The following is an 18,730-nucleotide window of genomic DNA, read 5'->3' as shown; positions in this document are numbered from 1 at the left end:
TGTTTTAAGACAATTCCTGGCATTCAAAGCCTAAATTGGTGATTATTGTAATAATTTCATGAGGTTTCAAAGTTTCTGAAACCACTCGTAGAACGCAGTCAACATCTTCACAGTCAATACTCCACTGTTCAATGTTTTTATGATTATTCAGTACGTAATGCGCTGGGCATTCTGCGTTAATTGCACTGATATTCGTTTTAAAAATATGTATTGCATTTAAATCTGTTTCCATAATTTTTCAAGGTTTTAAGCCTTTAACAGCTGCTTGAAAGGCTTCTTTCATAATCTCTTTTGTAAGCACAAATGGTTTTCCTCCCATACTTTTGCGTTCAGCATGCATGTTCAATAACGTATAAAGAGGTCCGTACGCCACACACCAAAACGCTTCAAAACTCATTGGGAGAAGTTCTTTGTTCCGAAGTGCGTTGTCTGTAAATTGAGTCATAATGGCTCTGAAATCAGCAAACTCTTTAATAGAATCCAAAATGATTTCTCCGTGAGGCGAATGTTTGATGATTTCAAAAAATGCAACTTCTTTAGGATATTTCATTGCAAAGTTGGCGCGGTTTTCCCATTGTCTCCACAAACCTTCTTCAAATGGCATGTCGGGCGAAAAGTCTTCTATGGTGCTTTTAAAAAACTTCAGCGCCATGCTGGCTCCTATTTTTTGAATTAAATCATCTTTGTCAGCATAATAAATATAGAGCGTACCAACAGAGATTGAACAGGCTTTCGCCAATTTATTCATACTGAAACCTTGAAATCCTTCCTGCACAATCTGGTCAATCGCCATTTCAATAACCAGTTTTTCTTTGTCAATATCTCTAACTCTCATAGCTGTATTTTTTTGACAAAGATAAAACAATAAATGAATGAACGCTTTTTTATTAATTATTTTTTTGATGTTTTTTAGAAAAAAGAGATAAGAAGCAAGAAACAAGATTTTAGGGAATGAAGTAAAACTCACAAAAAAAGTCTGTAAACAAAACGCTTACAGACTTTAAAAAACACTAAACAAATTAAATTAAATTACTTTCTATATAAATCTTGCTTCTTGCTTCTTTTTTCTAAATATCACTTCCCACTTCTCACCAACGAAACGTCATCTACTAAACAAAAAGATTTTGCTTTTCCATTCGCAAGAAATCCTACTTCAGCCTTCCCTCCTTTTATAACTATATTATTTATAACAATTGTTTTCCACTCTGGATTTTCTTCTTTTACAACAAACTGAAATCTCTTGTCATCACTTAAAACATAGACTTCAAGATTATCAAATCCGCTGGTGTTTCTGATTTTGGCAGTTAAAGTATATAAGCCATCTTCTAGTTTAACATAAGGCGAAGATGTTATTATTTGAAATACTCTTCTCTTAAAATCAACTTTATCACTGATATTCAAACTCTTTTCTCCAATTACGATTTTTCTTTCAGCTTGTGTATTAAAATGATTTAAAACTGGCGAAGTAAGTGTGTCTAAACTTATTTTATTACCTTCAATAACTTCGCTTGCCCAGCCTGTCAACTGAATTTGTACTGGTTTTACAGGACTCGGAATATGTCGGCGGTCAGCTTCAAAACTGCCGTTTTTTACGTAATTATTTTCTTTGTTTACTTTCCAATTTCCTGTTTTTGCATCCAAATCCCAAGCGCTCAGCGAATTGAAATACGGTACACTTCCATCAAATGACATTGGACACCATTGATTGTATCCTAAACCATTTCCGGCAAAATCGGCCCAACGGTCTCCACAATACACAATCGTTTCTTGCTTGCTTCCTTTTACAGAAAAGAAAAATCCGGTTTGCGAAACGTGCGCAAAATCGTCTTCTGCGCCTTTTGTAATCAACATTTCATTCGTTGGAAGATAAGGTCCGCGAATATCATCGGCAACTAAATAATAGGCAAACGAACCGTCCCAGCCGTAAATATTTGAAGCGTACATATAATAGCGGTTTTTGTATTTGAACATACAATTTCCTTCTCTGCTTTCTCCTTTAAAAATTTCTGTGCAATCCAGCAAATTCACTTTTCCATCTTTGATTCCAATTTCAGAAACATAGATTTTGTTTCGTCCTCTTCCGTACGAATAAATTAAATACGATTTTCCAGTATCTTCATCAGTAAAAACGGTTTGATCGCCAGTATTGCTGGTTCCGATCATTTTTTCCATATTTATCTTTTTATCCCACAAAAATTCACCTATCGGAGAATCTGAAAGCGTAATTAGAACCTCGCTTCCATGCTGCACAAACATGGCATATTTATTTATTTCTTTAATGTAACAAACGCCTAAACGCCCAACCCAGGTTTTTCCAGTTTTGTTCGCTTCTTCTTTTGATAAAACATTTTTTTCAAAAGTCCAATTCACTAAATCAGTGGAACTATAGCAGGTTACAGCTTCAAAATTATTTTTTTCATGCGTCACTGAAGGATCTGCTCGATATTGATCAGCTTCGGCATAATGCACTCCGTACCAATAATATTTTTGCTTTCCCGTTTTAGGATCCGGAAACTTGAAGATACCGCCGCCTTGACTGTTTAAAGGTTTTCCGTCTTTTGTATTCCAAAAAACATCATTTTTAATCGTACGATTTTGAGCTATTGTTTTATTTGATATTCCGAAGAAAAACATTGTAAAAACAACGCTTAAGGAATACCATTTTTGAATTTTCATATTTATTACGGTTAGTTAGTTCGTAATAAAATTATTGAATAGCTATAAAGTTTGCGTCATGTACTATCCTGTTTAGTAATAGATATTTAAAAGAATTGTAGATTTTGAATGATCAATAATTTTTTCAAGTCTTCTAAAAAAAACTTCGCTTATCATTGGACATCCGTGGCTTCGGGGAATATAATAATCCTGCTCTCCTTCAGGAACTGCAGAATACGAATGTAAAACAACGGCTCTTTTCAGGGCATTGTTATTCGTTTGAGATAAACCATGTAATTTGTATGATTTTCCGAACATTCCTGTATAGGATTTTCTAATTTCATACAAACCTAAAGATGTAGCATTTGAATTTGGTTCGTTACTAAATTTTAAGCTACCTGCAATTCCGGTTTCAGAACCGCAACCATGTGCAACAAGTCCTTCGTCTATAATTTTGTTGTTTTCCAAATCATATACAAAGAATCGGTTTTTGCCTGATTTGATTTTCATATCAACAAAAAAAGCAATTTTTGTATTATATAAATTGCAGGTTTTTATTTTCTCTTTTACTTCAGCCAGCTGATTATTGAATCTTTCGGCTTCCGTTTCAGTCCAATTTTCTTTGCCTGAAATTGTTTTTGCATTTCCAAAAATAGATAATGAAAGAAATAAGATTAAATTGAAAATTTTCATAAGAGTGGTATTTAAAAATTTACGTTAAACAGCTTCTCAAAAAACTGTTTTATTTTGATGCAAATTTATCTTGTCTCCACATGAAAGACCACACCTTAAAAGACTTAAAAACAACACAATAAGATTTTATTTTAATGAATTACTTCGAAGTTTTCTAAAAAAATCCTTTAAAACAAGAGGTTCCAGCTCATTTTTCAATTTCAGTTCATCTACATTCCAATTTCCCTTTCAACACAAAACTAACACACTGATTAAAAGAATCTTACAATAAGAATTTTAAGACGAATGCTTTTTTATATGCGTAATATTATCTAACTTGCATGTAGCAAATTAAAAACCAACACATTATGAAAAAATTTCTATTCTTTTTTTTAGCAGTTGTGATTAGTTTATCAAGCCAATCTATTTTTTCGCAATCTGGTGACGATGCACCAGCTTTGAATCTTCCAGGAGACAATCTTGATCTTTATGCCGTATTGACGTTATTTCAAAAATCAAAAACTATTGAAGAATTTGAAACAGCATTAAATAAAAAAGAAACCGGAATTAATAATCTGGATCTTAATCTGGATAAAAAAGTAGATTTTATAAAAGTCACTACGACAAAAAAAGATAATGCTTTCACATTTGTACTTCAGGATGCAGTCAGCAAAACTGAAACACAGGATGTCGCTGTCATTTTAGTAAATAAAGATAAAAACGGAAAAGTTTCTATTCAATGTGTTGGAGATGAAGATCTTTATGGTAAAAATTATGTTATTGAGCCAAAAAGTACGCCTGCAGTTACTGCAAATCCAGCTTATCAGGGTTCCAATCCTGTTACTGTAAGTGCCCCTGCAACAACAGTAGTGGTCGAATCGGCTCCCATAGTTCAATATGTTTATTCACCAGCTTACGTACCTTATTATCCTCCTTATTACTACGGTTACTATCCTCCTTATTTTGCAGCATTTACAGTTCTTGCTGTTGGTATTTATCGTCATAATAACTGGTATCATGGCGGTTATTATGGAGGGCATTACAGCCGTAATACAGTAATTATCAACAACAATAATAGAAATAGTATCAATCATTACAATAACAATAGAAACAGATCCAATACGGTCGCTAATAATAATAGAAATGGAAACTATGGCAATCGTGCCGGCAATACAGGCGTTTCTAACCGAATGTCAAATGGATCTGGAAACCGAGCCGGAGTATCTGACAGAGCTTCAAACGGAGCCGGAAATCGTGGATCAGGAGTATCAGACAGATCTTCTGTAAATCGCCCTTCAGCAGGAACATCGGATAGATCTTTTGATCGTCCATCAACATCAAATCGCAGTTCTTCAAACTTTAATTCTGGTGGACGTACAAGATCAGGTGGAAGCAGTTTTAGCGGTGGAGGTGGTGGCTTTCATGGCGGTGGAGGCGGCTTTGGAGGCGGCGGACGCAGACGATAAAAAAACATTTTAAAATAAAAAAGGTGATTGAATAAAATTTATTCAATCACCTTTTTATTTATATAGTATCTTGTTTTAGTTAGGCGCTGTATCAGAAGCACTCATATCTCTAACACATACATATTTGCCATCTTTCTTTTCAAACAAACTCATATAATTTCCAGTTGCAATAGTTGCATTTGTCGAATCAACTACGGTATAAGCACCGGTTTCAACAACTTGATTTCCGTCAGTCGATACAAAAACTTCATTTGTTTTAAATGAAATTTTATTCGAATTTGCTACTGCATCAGCTTTTAAGAATTCAACAATCGCTGCTTTTCCAACTAATGGTGGACGATTCTGAAAAAAAGTTGTAGCATTGTCATCATAGTAACCGATGCTTTTTATTTCGCCAGAATTATAAACCTCAGCAAATTCATTTTCTTTAGCCTGAATTTCCTTTTTTATCGCTTCTTTATCAACTACGACAGGTTCTTCTTTTTTTGTATTGCAGGCAAAGACAGAAGTTAAAATACCCAACAATAAAATTTCTTTTAAGAGATTGTTTTTCATATATTTAAGGATTTAAAACTATACATTAAAAGTACTTATAAAAATTAAAATATCAAGTTATTTCGCATAAAAATATCATTTAGGGAAATCTGAAATTTTAAAAACATTTTATTATATTTAAATGAATAACAACAACTTAGATAAAATCATATTACTTTGTCAATATTTTTGCACAATACGGAGAAGTTATTAGCGCAATATTTATTCGTTGTCGAAAAAATAGCCCTATATTAGCAGTATAAAAAGCATATTATTGACAATAAATTAACCAAAGGCTTGTTTAAATGATAAGAAATTGGCAATACATTATCAAAAACAACTGAAGCACATTGGCTTACATTTAATCGTAGATTCTTTTTCGCGGCAAATATGCTTTCAATTTAATTTTACTTCCATCAATAAAAATGAATAAAAAACATTACAATATTTTACTAGCAGATGATGATGATGATGACTGCTCTTTTTTTAGAGAAGCAATCGACGAATTGAAGCTTCCTGTAACTCTTGTAACAGTACATGATGGTGTACAATTAATGGATTATTTAAAAGCTAATTCTCCGAACGCTTTACCCGATATTCTTTTTTTGGATCTTAATATGCCACGTAAAAATGGTCATGAATGTCTTAAAGAAATTAAGGAACTTAGCGAGTTTGACACACTTCCTGTCATTATTTTTTCAACTTCTTTAGATATTGAAATTGTTGATTTGATGTACCAAAAAGGAGCAACACATTATATACGAAAACCCGGCGAATTTGCTAAACTAAAAACGGTGATCAACAATGCTTTGACTACAACTGTCGAGAACAATCAAAAACAGCCTGCGCGGGAACAATTTGTTCTTCAGCCGTAATTTTTTTCAGGAATGAGCCATAAAAACAGGGAACATTATTTTATAGCCGATGGCGGTGAAATGGGCGAATTAATGCGATCCAAAGACTGGAGTAAAACCTCATTAGGCGATCCTGATTTATGGCCGCAAAGTCTGCGAACGATGACTTCGGTAATACTCAGTAATCCATTCGGAATGTACATTGCCTGGGGAGATGATTTTACCCAAATTTATAATGATGCCTTTCGCCCTATTTTAGGCGCAACAAAACATCCTGAAGCTTTAGGAATTAGTTCAAAAGAAACATTTTCAGAAATTTGGGACACAATTGGCCCCATGTTTAACGATGTAATGAACGGAAACGCAGTTAGTTCTCCCGATTTCATGGTTATTTTAAACCGAAATGGCTATGACGAAGAATGTTATTTTGATTTTTCATACAGTCCCATAAAAAGAGAAGATGGCGAAGTTGGCGGTATTCTGGTAACTGTAATTGAAACGACTGAAAAAAATGAAAAACTTTTAGCACAGTCGAAAGTAAGGGAAAGTGAGCAGAAAATAAGACAATTAGTCGAAAATGCACCATTCCCAATTGGTGTTTATACAGGTAAAGAAAAACGCATTGAACTTGCCAATCAATCGATTATGGATGTTTGGGGAAAAGGCAATGATGTTGTTGGAAAATTATATACCGAAATTTTACCTGAACTTGACAATCAATCCGTTTTTGAACAAATAAATTCTGTTTTTGAAACTGGACAATCATTTCATACAAAAAATGCCCGCATTGATCTTACAATGAACGGCGTTTTGGAAAGCTTTTATTTTAACTACAGTTTTACACCTCTTTACGATATAAATGGCAAAATTTATGGCGTAATGAATACGGCTGCAGATATTACAGATCTGCATCTTGCAACAAAAAAAATAGAAGAAGCTGACAAGCGTTTTCGCAACACTGTAAAACAGGCTCCGGTAGGAATTACTATTTTACGCGGACCCGATTTTATGGTTGAAATGGCCAATGATGCTTATTTAAAGATTATTGATCGGGAGGAAAATACTTTTGTTGGCAAACCATTATTTGAATCCTTGCCAGAGGTTAAAGAAAGCGTCAACAAGCTTTTGAATGATGTATTGACGACCGGAATTCCATTTCATGGAAATGAAGTTCCAATTCCTTTAAACCGTTACGGAAAACTGGATATTTCTTATTTTGACTTTCTTTATAATCCGCTGAAAGAGGAAAATGGCGAAATATCAGGAATTATTGTTACAGTAACCGAAGTAAGCGAAAAAGTTGAGGCCAGAAAAAAAATCGAACTCAATGAAGAAAGGCTGAAGATAATTGTAGAAGCCAGCGAACTTGGTACTTGGGAATTAAATGTAAAAGAAAAACAGGTTCATTATTCGCAACGCTATTTGGAAATTGTAACCGGAAATAAAGCAAATATCAATTTAACTCACGAACAAATTCTTACCTACATTCATCCGGATGATTTAGAAATACGAAATCTGGCGTATAATGAAGCACTTCTTACTGGAGTTATAAATTATGAATTAAGAGTAATCTGGAAGGACAATTCGATTCATTGGGTTGAAGCCAAAGGAAAAGTCTTTTTTGATGCCAATAAAAATCCGGAAAAACTTCTGGGCACTGTGAGAGATATTACAGACGAGAAAAATCATCAGCAGGAACTAGAAAAAAGCGAGAAACGTTTTCGTTCTTTAGCAGAGAGTATTCCGCAATTAATTTGGGAAACAGACGAAAAAGGAAATTCCTTATTTGCCTCTGGAAAATGGTTTGAATACACCGGAATTTATCCAAAAGGAGAAGAAGAATGGAGAAGCATGATTCATCCTGATGATTATGATGAAAATGCCCGAATTTGGAGCCATAGCCTTGCAACAGGAGAAATTTACCGATGCGATGTTCGAATCAAGAGAAATGATGGTATTTACAGATGGCATGCTGTAATTGGTGAGCCGATTTTAAACGAAGAAAATAAAATTATAAAATGGGTTGGTGCTTTTACTGATATTCATACTGAAAAAGCATTTACAAATGAACTTGAACAACAAGTAACCGCAAGAACAAAAGAATTGAGCCTCATGAACGAATCACTTCAAAAAAGTGAAGAACGCTATCATTTAATGGTTGAAGAAGTTCAGGATTATGCCATTTTATACCTCAATCACGAAGGAATTGTAGAAAATTGGAATCAGGGTGCGCAAAAAATAAAAGGCTACACAGCAGAAGAAATTATCGGAAAAAGCTTCTCTGAATTTTACACCGAATCGGACCGAAAAAACAATCTTCCTCAGACTTTATTAAACCTTGCGATTCAAAAAGGAAAAGCAAGCCACGAAGGATGGCGCGTTCGCAAAGACAGAACCCTTTTTTGGGCAAATGTGACCATTACAGCTGTTCATAATAAAAAAAATCAGGTTATTGGTTTTTCAAAAATGACACATGACTTGACAGAGAAAAAAACTGCCGATGACAAGCTGAAATTAAATGCTTTAGAACTTGAACAGAAAAACAAAGAACTTGAAAAAATGAATCAGGAACTTCAGTCTTTTGCTTATATTTCAAGTCATGATTTGCAGGAACCGTTACGCAAAATCCAGACTTTTGCGACTCAGATTATGGAAAAAGAATCAGAAAATTTATCTGATTATGGAAAAGATAAATTTAAACGAATGCAAAATGCAGCACAACGCATGCAAACGCTTATCAACGATTTACTTTCTTATTCCAGAACAAATGTTCAGGAAAGAATTTTTGAAAAAACGAATATTGGCAAAATTATAAACGAAGTAAAAGAGGATTTAAAAGAAGAAATTGAACAAAAAAATGCCAGAATTGAAAGTCTGAAAAATTGTGAAGCGAAGATTATTCCGTTTCAATTTAGACAACTTTTGTACAATTTAGTAAGCAATTCTCTTAAATTTTCAAATCCTGAAAATCCGATTGTCATTAAAATTAATAGTGAAATTGCTAAAGGTTCGGCTTTAAATAATGAAAATTTAGACGCAGAAATTAAGTACTGTCACATCAGAATTGAAGATAACGGAATTGGTTTTGAACAGCAATACAGCTCCAAAATTTTCGAAGTTTTTCAGCGTTTACACGGAAAACTTGAATATACCGGAACCGGAATTGGGCTTGCTATCGTAAAGAAAATCGTAGACAATCATAACGGAATTATCACAGCCAAAGGCGAATTGAATAAAGGAGCTGCCTTTGACATTTATATTCCGGCGAACTAGTTAAAATTTATCAAAAGCAAATCTTATTTATAATTTAAAATCTATGAGAAAGCTATTTTTTACCCTGCCTTTGCTGTTTTTTGTTTCAGCACTTTTTTCACAAACTCAAGATCCTTCATCAAAACGCATTTTAGGAAATTGGTATTCGAACACTATCCGAACGACAAAATGGGTATTTACACAGGATGGAAAACTTTACAATTATGACAAAGACATAATGAAAGTGATGTATAAGTATTCTATATCAAACAGCTGTCAGAACAATTCAAGTGATACTTCTGATTTTATAACGTTAAGAGACAGAGACGGCGATGAATATTGCTTTAAAATAAATGCAGTAAATGAAAACAAAAATGGCGTTTTATCACTTGTCAATATGAGCAATATGCAAACATTGATTTTTGTAAACGATGTAAATTTGAAGATTACGCAGTAGATGAAGAACAAAGATGAAAGAAGTTTTCGTTAATTCATTTTTCTTAATCGGATAATTTTAAAATAAAAAAGCAGGATTTCGTTGTTTGAAATCCTGCTTTCTTTTTGATCTTTATTTGTCTAAACTTCCCTCAAAAGGCGAAGCTGGTAAATTTTCTTTATTATATAAATTTGCCTCAATTGGGTTATCTGCCCAAGCGTATCGAACTTTTACCGGTTTTGAAATATTCTCATTCCAAATTTTGATTTTATTTCCTTCGATCGTAGCATTTGCCCAAATAAATTTTCCGTCGCTTCCTGCGATTTCAAAACCTTTCAAACTTGTGTTATTCTTAGCTATTAATCCGCTTCCTGTATCTGTAAAAGACAACATAAGTTGATTTCCTTTTTGTTCCATTGATTTAAAAAGCGGTCCTGAAGAAACTATATTTTTTTCTCCATAAGCAACTTTTCTTGCCTGTAAAGCCAATCTTTTTCCGACATCATATTTATTTAGTGGATGAATGTCATTCCATTCCCCTAAATCAATAATTACTGCCATTCCTGTATTTGGAACAGCTAAAATATTTTTTTGCTGTTGTCTTAAAGCCGCCCAATTGCTTTCAGCTGGTTCTGTTTTTGGTTCCATAAAATTTGCCAGCTGAACATATAAAAACGGAAAATCACCCTGCTTCCACTCTGTTCTCCAGCTTGTGATTAAGGTTTCCATAAGTGCTGCATATTCCTGAGGCTTTTTAGTACTTGCTTCTCCTTGATACCAAAGAACGCCTTTTATTGCGTAATTTTTCAAAGGTGCAATCATAGCATTATAAAGTCCGACAGGTTTCCATCTAATGAAAGTCGATGGTGGCAAAGGAGCCATTTTTACTCCTAATTTGTATTTCCATTCCCCTTTTAAATCAAGGGAATCTTTATCTAAAATCAATTGGTAAGGTTTGTCTTCAACAAAACCACCTTTTCCCGAATTATTAATAACTCTGATCGCAATTTCATTTTTTCCTTCTTTTAAAAACTTTGGATCAAAAGAATATTTTCTAGGCGGATATAAATACGAAGTTGTTCCAACGAAATTTCCGTTAACATAAACCGAATCGGCATCTACAATTCTTCCCAAAATCAATTTAGCTGAAGAAGCTTTTAAATTTGATAAATTAACTTCTTTTCTAAACCAAACTGCACCATTCGTTTTTTCTAAAGTATAGTCGCCCCAATATCCTGGAATATTCATAACCGGCCAGTCGATATCATCTAAATCTGTTTTTGACCATTGTTTTTTCAAACCCTCGTCCTGACGATTTACTTCAGCATACCAATCGGTGCTGACTTTTTTATCATTTGCTTCAATTTGTGCACCTAAAGTTCCGTCTTTGAATTTCTGGTATTCGGCATCATAATCTGGAAATTTTTTAATGGCATCGGCGCTAAGCCAGGATTCAGCTGAAGAACCTCCTAAAGCACTGTTGATTAATCCAATCGGAACTTTATATTTTGCATAAATTTCGCTTGCAAAAAAATAAGCTACAGCCGAAAAACTCAAAATATTTGATGCGTTTGCTTCTTTCCATTCACCACTTGACAAATCAGTATTTTCTTTTGCAAACTCATATTGATCCGGCACTAAAAACTGTCTGATTTCTGAGTTATTTGCTTTTGCAATTACATCTCTGTATTTGTCTTTTACACGTTCCATAGGAAGTTCCATGTTCGACTGTCCGGAGCAAAGCCAAACATCACCAAATAAAATGTTCTTGATAACGATTGTATTGCTGGCTGACAAAGTCATTTCATATGGTCCCCCCGCTTTTTGAGAAGGCAAAGTAATAACCCAATTTCCATCTTGAGAAGTTGTAGTCTGAAACTTTTTTTTGTTGAAGTCTATTTCGATTTTTTCATTTGGCGATGCCCATCCCCAAATTTTTACGGGCATATCGCGCTGTAAAACCATACCGTCACTTATCAACCTCGGAAGTTTTATTTGAGAATAAATGGTGCTGTAAAAAAGCACCGTTATAAGAATTAGTATTTTTCTCATTTTTACGATTTATATTACTGCTTTAATTCTGAAATCTTTTTTAAATATAATTATTCTCTCTCAAGATCTTACGGCAAAAAGCCGAGAGGGCTCAACTCTCGGCTTTTTTTATAAAACAAATTTGTTTGCAGTTCTAACCAATTCTGTAAAATAAACACTTACTTACAACTTTATCTAACTTAATTGCTGCTTTGATCTGTTTTATCATTTGATTTCGGGCAAATCAGGATTTCATCTCCTAGTAGCCTGGATTTTGATAAGCCGCTTTTTCAGAGGCTGTCATAATCATTGCATCAAATTGAACTTGAGGAATTGGGCGTAAATAATGATACGGTTTAATATCTCTAGCTACTGTAAGTGGCGTATGGTTTCCGTATGCCGGACCACAAATTTGGTACGAACTTGAAAGTTCTGTCCATTTTTGAGTACGAAGCAAATCGTACCAGCGGTATCCTTCACCATAATATTCACGAGAACGTTCTGCTAAAATATAATTAATATCAATAACTGCCGGTGTTGCTGCAGTCATTGCTGCACTGTTATCAGCTGATTTTGCTACATTTCCATTGTTATCAAATCTCCATTTTCCGGCACGAGCACGTAAAACATTTACTAATTCTCTAGCACTTTTTCCACCTTGAGGAGCAGCTCCCATAACAGCAGCTTCTGCAGCAATTAAATAAAGCTCTGATAATTTTGCAATATTATAAGGACGAGTACTAGCTCCATTTGGAGAACCAAGTCCAGTTCCGTTATCTGTTCTGTAAGTTCCTAATTTCCATAAACCTGGATATATAATTCTGCTTATTCCGCTTGGAGCAATAACAAAATCAGATCTTCCTGGCAAAACTCCTGCACCAACAGCTCCACCTTCTGGGCCATTTCCTGCAGCGTAAACAATAGCCGGATTTTCAGCATTTAAGAAAGAAAGAATTGCACCTCCTGGAGCAACTGGTAAACCGTTTGCATTATTCAAAGTTGGAGTCGTGATACCTGCTTTATTCCAGTTTCCACGATATACGGTTGTAAATGTTCCATCATAACGCGAATCGTTTGTTTTATCAGCAAATGTATTCGCAATTGCGCCAATAGTTGGACACATACGAATAAATGGACGTCCTAAATGCTGCTCTGCTTCACGCTGTACTGAACTTACACCTGAACTTCTGATAACAGTATAATTTGGCGTCATCATCCAAACTGCGAAATTTTCTGGAGCATTACCATTCGAAAATGTAAGACTGCTGGCATTAAAAAATTCACTTTTTTCTGTGTGATCAGCGTACAATAAAATTTCGCTATTGCGGTCGTTGCTTCCTAAGTTTACATCGTAGTAAGTTGGTTGCAATGCAAATGCACCGTGGCTATCAATTCCTGCTGCTGCTACATCATAAGCTTTCTGAAAATACCAAGCTGCATCGTGTCCGTCTGGATCTACACGAGTAGTTTCAGGATAAGTTGGAATATTGTTTGGATTTTTCAACCACCATGCATACGTCAAATAAGCTTTAGCCAAATAAAGTCTCGCAGCTGTTTTAGTTACGCCACCTTTTACTCTTCCAACATCTGGTAAATCATTTACTGCTGTTACTAAATCAGGAAAAATTGCTTTAGTATAAACTTGTGGCACTGTATTTCTAACCGAAAATCTTGACGGACTTGTATTGAATTTAAGTTCGCCCGCTCCCAAATCTAATGGCACTCCGCCAAAAGTCTGAACTAACAAGAAATAATCAAATGCACGGAAGAATCTAGCTTCAGCAATCATTGCGTTTGAAACAGTTCCAATTGCTGTAGCATTTTCTATAACTCCGCTTGCCGTATTAATGTTGATAAATGCCGGCTGCCATAAAGCATCTGCACGGCTTGAAGAAGGTGTAATTGATCCAACACCAGAAAGATCCATATCTTTGAAATTGGCATCAGCACTTTGTGCATAAGTTGCCTCATCAGTTCCGGTTTCAGTTGTATTGTAGTAATAACCTTGTCCGTAAATATAACGTAAATGTGCATACATAGAAGTCAATCCTGCCGTAACTCCTTTTTCGGTTTTAAAATATTCAGGAGTATAAATACTGCGAGGCTCTTCTTCTAAAACATTAGAACATGCTCCCAGGAACAGCGCTATCATCGCTGTTGCCATAAAAGTTTTTATTTGTATAGGTTTCATTGTTATCTTTTTTAAAATGTTAAATTAAGGCCAAGCAAAAAGGTACGAGTTGAAGGAGTGTTTGTTCCTAATGTCAGTAAACGTCTTTTGTAGAAATCAGTTACTGCAGCATTTTCGTTACCGTATGAGTTGGTTTCAGGATCCATACCCGTTTCTTTGTGGTAAGGTGAATAAATTACGAATGGATTCTGCACTGTGCAGTACAAACGAAATCTATCAACTCCTAAATCCTTAATGAATTTTTCAGTAATATTATAACCAAGGGTGATTGTACGGATTTTAACATAAGAAGCATCAAAGTATCCTAAAGTAGATCCGTATTTTGGATTATCATTACTTGAAATTCCGCCTGGTCTTGGATATTTTGCATCTGTATTTTCTGGTGTCCAATAGTCTACTTCCACATTTCCTCTACGACCACTTAACATATTTAAGTAACCTGTTGAAGAGTAAAGTGTACTGATCAAAACTCCTCCGCTTTGGAAAGCTCCCACTACACTAAGATCTAAGTTTTTATAAGCTACGCGAGTATTGAAACCTCCAAGGAAATCAGGATTTACATCTATGATTTGTCTATCTGCAGGTCCAATTTGTCTTGTTGGTGAACCATCTGCGTTAAAATCTCCTGTATATTTTACTTTAATCATACCAACATTTCCTCCTGGCTCATATTTAGTAAGATTTGCATCTCCTTGTTGCCAAAGTCCTGTTTTTTCATAATCAAAGATTACATCAATTGGATGACCAACAAACCACCAGTTGTTTTCGTCACGAGTCTGTCCTGAAGATAGCGCTACAAGCTTATTTTTGTTTGAATAGAAGTTAACACCAGCATCCCACGACCAACCATTTGCATTATCGATTATTGTTCCGTTAAGCGTAAATTCATAACCTTTATTTTGAGTTTGTCCAATATTTGCTGTGTAACTTCCCACACCTGCTGTTGGAGGCAAACCAACACTTAAAAGAATATCTTTTGTATCTGTAACATAATATTCAAATGTACCAGTTAATCTGTTTTTAAATAAGCCAAAATCAACACCATAATTCACTGTAGTCGAATATTCCCAACCTAAATCAGGATTAGGCAATGTCGATACATAATATCCTGTTGTATTTGTCTCTCCAAAATTGTATGGTCTTGAAGCTAAACTTCCTAATGTAGAATAAGGAGCAACTGCCTGGTTAGAAGTTTCACCATAACCTGCGCGTAATTTTAACTGCTCCAGCCAATTCACATTTTGCATAAATGATTCATTTTTAACATTCCAGCCAGCAGAAACCGCAGGATAAGTATGCCATTGATGTCCTTTAGCAAGTCTTGAAGAAGCGTCAGAACGAACAGTCGCTGTTAGCATATAGCGATTGTCATAAGAATACATAGCACGCGCCATGTAAGAAACCAATCCGCTTTGTTGATAGTCCTGATTATCTGGGTTAACCGAAATTTCACCTGCCGCTCTTCCTAAATTGTAAAATTGGAAATCGTCTGAAGGAATATCTTTAGCGGAAATTTGTGATTTGTTGTATGTTGTTTGTTCAGATGAATACATAGCAACTGCATTCACTTGATGTTTTCCAAAAGTACGATCGTATGTTAGTAAGTTTTGAATCGTCCAGTTCGTATTAAGAGTATTTGTTACAGAAGCCGTAGAAACTGTTGTTGGATTAATACTAAATACTCCTTCTCCTGTATATTGACCTCCATTAGTAGTACGGAAATTACCTCCTAAATCTAAATGAAATTTTAAACCTTCAACACCTGGAATTTTTACTTCACCGTATAATGTATTGTAAGAACTGTAAGCTTTTGTCTGATCGATCCATTTATCTCCCAAATTTTCTATAGTTCCTCTCGTATATACCCAGTTTTCATCTAATGGCATCTTAACCGTTCTTTTCAAAGAGCCATCTGCATTATATGGATTAGATATAGAAGTTGTACTTAAAGTATTATAAAGACTTAAATTACCGCCGTTTGAAATAGAATAGTTATTATTAGTCGTGAAACCAACTTTAAAGTACTGTCCTATTGCCTGATCTACAGCTGCTCTCAATGTTATACGGCTGTAGTCCTGCCCTGGCACTACTGCTTCTTCTTTGTAATAACTAGTTCCAAAATTATAGTTGCCCGTTTCAGTACCACCCGAAACACCAACATCATGATTAGTCACTAAACCTGCACCATACATTAAATCCTGCCAATCTGTATTTACATTGTCAGCTTCATCTGCTCCATTTGTATAAAGCGGAGTAGTTGTTCCCGGAAGTGTAGCAGCTTTACGTAAAGCAACAAATTCAGGTCCGTTCATCATTGGGAATTTAGCAAAAATGGTTTTCAGACCACTGTATGTATTGTATGAAAACTTCGCTCTTTGTCCTTTTAGTCCTTTATTAGTTGAAATCAAAATAACACCATTAGCACCACGAGATCCGTAAATTGCTGTTGCCGAAGCATCTTTTAAGATATCAATACTTTTAATATTATCTGGACTGATATCACCAATTGATCCTGCAAATGGCACTCCATCTAATACAACAAGTGGATTATTATCTGCTGTTAAAGAACGTGTACCTCTAATACGAATTTGCATTTCTGATCCTGGCTTAGATGATGTTTGATTCATTTGCACACCCGCTAAACGCCCTTGCAAGGCCTGTGTGATATTCGCTGACGGCACTTCACGAATTACATCTCCTTTTATAGAAGAAACAGAACCTGTTACGGCTTCTTTTCGTTGTGTACCGTAACCGATAACTACAACTTCCTGTAGGTTATTCTGGTTTTCTTCTAAAACTGCATTTATTTTATTCTTTCCTCCAACAGGAATTTCTTTATCCTTTAAACCTAAAAAAGTAAATACTAAAACACCATTTGAAGGCACGTTAGCAATAGAATAATTTCCGTCAAAACCTGTAGCGACACTGTTTTTAGTGCCTTTAACAGTCACATTAGCTCCTGGAATTGGTCCATTTGCGTCAGATACAACTCCCGTAACTGTACTCTGAGCTGTGGCACTCACAGAAAACAGAAACATTAAGGATAAAAACCCCAAACACTTTAGGAGCTTTGATTTGCTTTTAATTGTAAAAAAGTCAGTCATAAAAATTAAGTTAGATAGTTAATATATAGATTAAGTTAGTTTAGAATCATGAAGCAAAATCATGTGCTTTGTACAAGATTAAAAGCATATGTTTTTGCATTTCTTTAACAAATATATATAAAATTTCAAATCACACAACCGGTTGTGTATTATTTTTTTATTTATACCAAAAAAAATTACCACTTAAATTAAATACTGAATAATTTTAAAGCCAAATAATTAAATGATTAGCAACAAAACTTCTTTTTTAACAAAACATTTAAGTCTATATTAATTAATTTTCAATAATAACTAATAATTTCACAAAACTCAATAAAACTAAGACTTACAGCATTTTAACATTAATAAAAAACATATAAAAATAAGTGTACTTTATACAATTTAAAAAATAATCCTAAACGACTATTTATGATTAAAATAAGAATCAAAATCAAGTTTTTATTTTGCCAGAAAAAGGAATCGTTTTTCACACAATCGCTTGCATAAAACAATAAAAAAAGCTTCTTTTGAAAAAAGAAGCTTTAAATTTTTATTTGAGTCTAATTTATTTAAAAGTAAATGCGAAAATCATTTCGTTTAAATAGTTTTCACCTACTCTCAAAATTGAATTTGGAAAATGGTTTTTATTTGGAGCATCTGGAAAATTTTGTGGTTCAAAACAAATAGCAGGGAAAGTTCCAAATTGATTATTATTTGAAAATGGTAAGTCAGGAAATTTTTCGGGAGTATAAACAACCATTGCCGGCTGATTCGAAAAAATATCCATATTAATCTCGCTTTCTGCAGAAGATAAAGATGCTTTTAGCTGCTTTTCATTAAATACAAAAGTATCATCAAAACCTTTAAAATCTTCTCTTTTGATTTTAGTTTTTTGATTTCTATCAAAAGTAGTTCCTTCCGATTTATTTAATTTTCCTGTTGGAAGTAATTGCGAATCAACATCCAAATGAAAATCACTGTTGATTTGAAGTTCGTGATCTAAAACAGAACCTTTTCCGTTTAAGTTAAGATAAACATGGCTTGTCAAATTCACAGGAGTTGACAAATCAGTATTTGCAGTATAAGTTATTTTGACTTCGTTTTCTGGAGTCAACTCAAATCGTGCTTCGACATTTAAATCCCCAGGATAACCTTCTTCATTATTTTTGCTCAGATAGGATAACACCACAAAATCATCAGCCACTTCTTTTACCGACCAAAACTTTTTGAAAAAGCCATTTTCTCCTCCGTGAAGATGAACACCGTTTTCATTTTCGATCTTATAAACAACATCATCAATCATAAATTCACCACCAGAAATTCTGCCAGCATATCTACCGATACTTGATCCTAAAAATAGTTTTACATTTGAATAAGGCGCTTCAAGATAATCAGAAGCATTTTTCAAACCTGCTGCAACGTCATAGATTTCGCCTTTTGAATTTTTAACTTTCAGCCCAATTACTGTTGCTCCAAAATTTGAAATTGTCATTTCCAGAGCGCTGTTATTTTTGATTGTAATTACTTCTAATTTTTCCATTTTGATGCTCAACAGA

Annotated in this window: 13 protein-coding genes; 4 read left to right on the top strand and 9 right to left on the bottom strand. The window is 34.4% G+C overall.

Annotated features, from left to right (window positions below):
* Positions 1–4: 4 nt before the first annotated feature.
* From ACNFIH_RS18850 to ACNFIH_RS18835, 4 genes are all read right to left on the bottom strand, one after another.
* Positions 5–232 carry a hypothetical protein gene (locus ACNFIH_RS18850; RefSeq protein ID WP_426484305.1) on the bottom strand — a complete coding sequence of 76 codons (228 nt, stop codon included), beginning with the start codon at positions 230–232 and terminating at the stop codon, positions 5–7.
* A gap of 6 nt (positions 233–238) precedes the next feature.
* Entirely contained in the window at positions 239–835 is a 597-nt protein-coding gene (locus tag ACNFIH_RS18845; RefSeq protein ID WP_426484304.1) for a TetR/AcrR family transcriptional regulator, read from the bottom strand.
* A gap of 239 nt (positions 836–1,074) precedes the next feature.
* Entirely contained in the window at positions 1,075–2,676 is a 1,602-nt protein-coding gene (locus ACNFIH_RS18840; RefSeq protein ID WP_426484303.1) for a family 43 glycosylhydrolase, read from the bottom strand.
* Between the two features lie 72 nt (positions 2,677–2,748).
* Complete coding sequence (locus ACNFIH_RS18835; RefSeq protein WP_426484302.1) at positions 2,749–3,348, bottom strand: murein L,D-transpeptidase catalytic domain-containing protein; 600 nt, start codon at positions 3,346–3,348, stop codon at positions 2,749–2,751.
* 347 nt (positions 3,349–3,695) lie between these two features.
* On the opposite strand from ACNFIH_RS18835, the gene ACNFIH_RS18830 reads away from it, so the two are divergent.
* Positions 3,696–4,793 carry a hypothetical protein gene (locus ACNFIH_RS18830; protein WP_426484301.1) on the top strand — a complete coding sequence of 366 codons (1,098 nt, stop codon included), beginning with the start codon at positions 3,696–3,698 and terminating at the stop codon, positions 4,791–4,793.
* Between the two features lie 75 nt (positions 4,794–4,868).
* Here ACNFIH_RS18830 and ACNFIH_RS18825 read toward each other — a convergent pair whose 3' ends face one another.
* Positions 4,869–5,348, bottom strand: a complete 480-nt coding sequence (locus tag ACNFIH_RS18825; protein WP_426484300.1) for a YybH family protein — start codon at positions 5,346–5,348, stop codon at positions 4,869–4,871.
* A gap of 404 nt (positions 5,349–5,752) precedes the next feature.
* Here ACNFIH_RS18825 and ACNFIH_RS18820 point away from each other — a divergent pair, with 404 nt between their 5' ends.
* Genes ACNFIH_RS18820 through ACNFIH_RS18810 form a run of 3 tightly spaced genes read left to right on the top strand, consistent with a single transcriptional unit; the run spans position 5,753 to position 9,890 of the window.
* Positions 5,753–6,202: a response regulator gene (locus ACNFIH_RS18820; protein WP_035647519.1), complete on the top strand. Its 450-nt coding sequence runs from the start codon at positions 5,753–5,755 to the stop codon at positions 6,200–6,202.
* A 12-nt stretch (positions 6,203–6,214) separates the two neighbouring features.
* A complete protein-coding gene (locus ACNFIH_RS18815; RefSeq protein WP_426484299.1) occupies positions 6,215–9,454 on the top strand; it encodes a PAS domain S-box protein in 3,240 nt (1,079 codons plus the stop codon).
* A gap of 43 nt (positions 9,455–9,497) precedes the next feature.
* A complete protein-coding gene (locus ACNFIH_RS18810; protein ID WP_426484298.1) occupies positions 9,498–9,890 on the top strand; it encodes a hypothetical protein in 393 nt (130 codons plus the stop codon).
* 111 nt (positions 9,891–10,001) lie between these two features.
* Here the strand turns inward: ACNFIH_RS18810 and ACNFIH_RS18805 are convergent, their stop codons facing one another.
* The 4 genes from ACNFIH_RS18805 to ACNFIH_RS18790 form a co-directional block, all read right to left on the bottom strand.
* On the bottom strand, positions 10,002–11,921 hold the full coding sequence (locus ACNFIH_RS18805) for a sialate O-acetylesterase (RefSeq protein ID WP_426484297.1): 1,920 nt from the start codon (positions 11,919–11,921) through the stop codon (positions 10,002–10,004).
* 238 nt (positions 11,922–12,159) lie between these two features.
* Positions 12,160–14,091, bottom strand: coding sequence for a RagB/SusD family nutrient uptake outer membrane protein (locus ACNFIH_RS18800; RefSeq protein ID WP_426484296.1), 1,932 nt, complete (start codon positions 14,089–14,091; stop codon positions 12,160–12,162).
* A gap of 11 nt (positions 14,092–14,102) precedes the next feature.
* Positions 14,103–17,114, bottom strand: coding sequence for a SusC/RagA family TonB-linked outer membrane protein (locus tag ACNFIH_RS18795; protein WP_426484295.1), 3,012 nt, complete (start codon positions 17,112–17,114; stop codon positions 14,103–14,105).
* Between the two features lie 625 nt (positions 17,115–17,739).
* Positions 17,740–18,714, bottom strand: a complete 975-nt coding sequence (locus ACNFIH_RS18790; RefSeq protein WP_426484294.1) for an aldose epimerase family protein — start codon at positions 18,712–18,714, stop codon at positions 17,740–17,742.
* Positions 18,715–18,730 lie beyond the last annotated feature (16 nt).

Source organism: Flavobacterium sp. 2 (assembly GCF_049949195.1).
In the GTDB taxonomy this organism is placed as follows: Bacteria; Bacteroidota; Bacteroidia; order Flavobacteriales; family Flavobacteriaceae; genus Flavobacterium.
The sequence above is the reverse complement of the archived record's forward strand: the minus strand, read 5'-3'. Positions and strand labels throughout refer to the sequence as shown.

What these genes read in the sequence shown, in the direction of transcription:
- ACNFIH_RS18815 (WP_426484299.1), top strand. Translation starts at nt 6,215, where the DNA reads ATGAGCCATAAAAACAGGGAACATTATTTTATAGCCGATGGCGGTGAA.
- ACNFIH_RS18810 (WP_426484298.1), top strand. Translation starts at nt 9,498, where the DNA reads ATGAGAAAGCTATTTTTTACCCTGCCTTTGCTGTTTTTTGTTTCAGCA.
- ACNFIH_RS18835 (WP_426484302.1), bottom strand. Translation starts at nt 3,348, where the DNA reads ATGAAAATTTTCAATTTAATCTTATTTCTTTCATTATCTATTTTTGGA.
- ACNFIH_RS18790 (WP_426484294.1), bottom strand. Translation starts at nt 18,714, where the DNA reads ATGGAAAAATTAGAAGTAATTACAATCAAAAATAACAGCGCTCTGGAA.
- ACNFIH_RS18830 (WP_426484301.1), top strand. Translation starts at nt 3,696, where the DNA reads ATGAAAAAATTTCTATTCTTTTTTTTAGCAGTTGTGATTAGTTTATCA.
- ACNFIH_RS18800 (WP_426484296.1), bottom strand. Translation starts at nt 14,091, where the DNA reads ATGAAACCTATACAAATAAAAACTTTTATGGCAACAGCGATGATAGCG.
- ACNFIH_RS18845 (WP_426484304.1), bottom strand. Translation starts at nt 835, where the DNA reads ATGAGAGTTAGAGATATTGACAAAGAAAAACTGGTTATTGAAATGGCG.
- ACNFIH_RS18850 (WP_426484305.1), bottom strand. Translation starts at nt 232, where the DNA reads ATGGAAACAGATTTAAATGCAATACATATTTTTAAAACGAATATCAGT.
- ACNFIH_RS18820 (WP_035647519.1), top strand. Translation starts at nt 5,753, where the DNA reads ATGAATAAAAAACATTACAATATTTTACTAGCAGATGATGATGATGAT.
- ACNFIH_RS18840 (WP_426484303.1), bottom strand. Translation starts at nt 2,676, where the DNA reads ATGAAAATTCAAAAATGGTATTCCTTAAGCGTTGTTTTTACAATGTTT.
- ACNFIH_RS18805 (WP_426484297.1), bottom strand. Translation starts at nt 11,921, where the DNA reads ATGAGAAAAATACTAATTCTTATAACGGTGCTTTTTTACAGCACCATT.
- ACNFIH_RS18825 (WP_426484300.1), bottom strand. Translation starts at nt 5,348, where the DNA reads ATGAAAAACAATCTCTTAAAAGAAATTTTATTGTTGGGTATTTTAACT.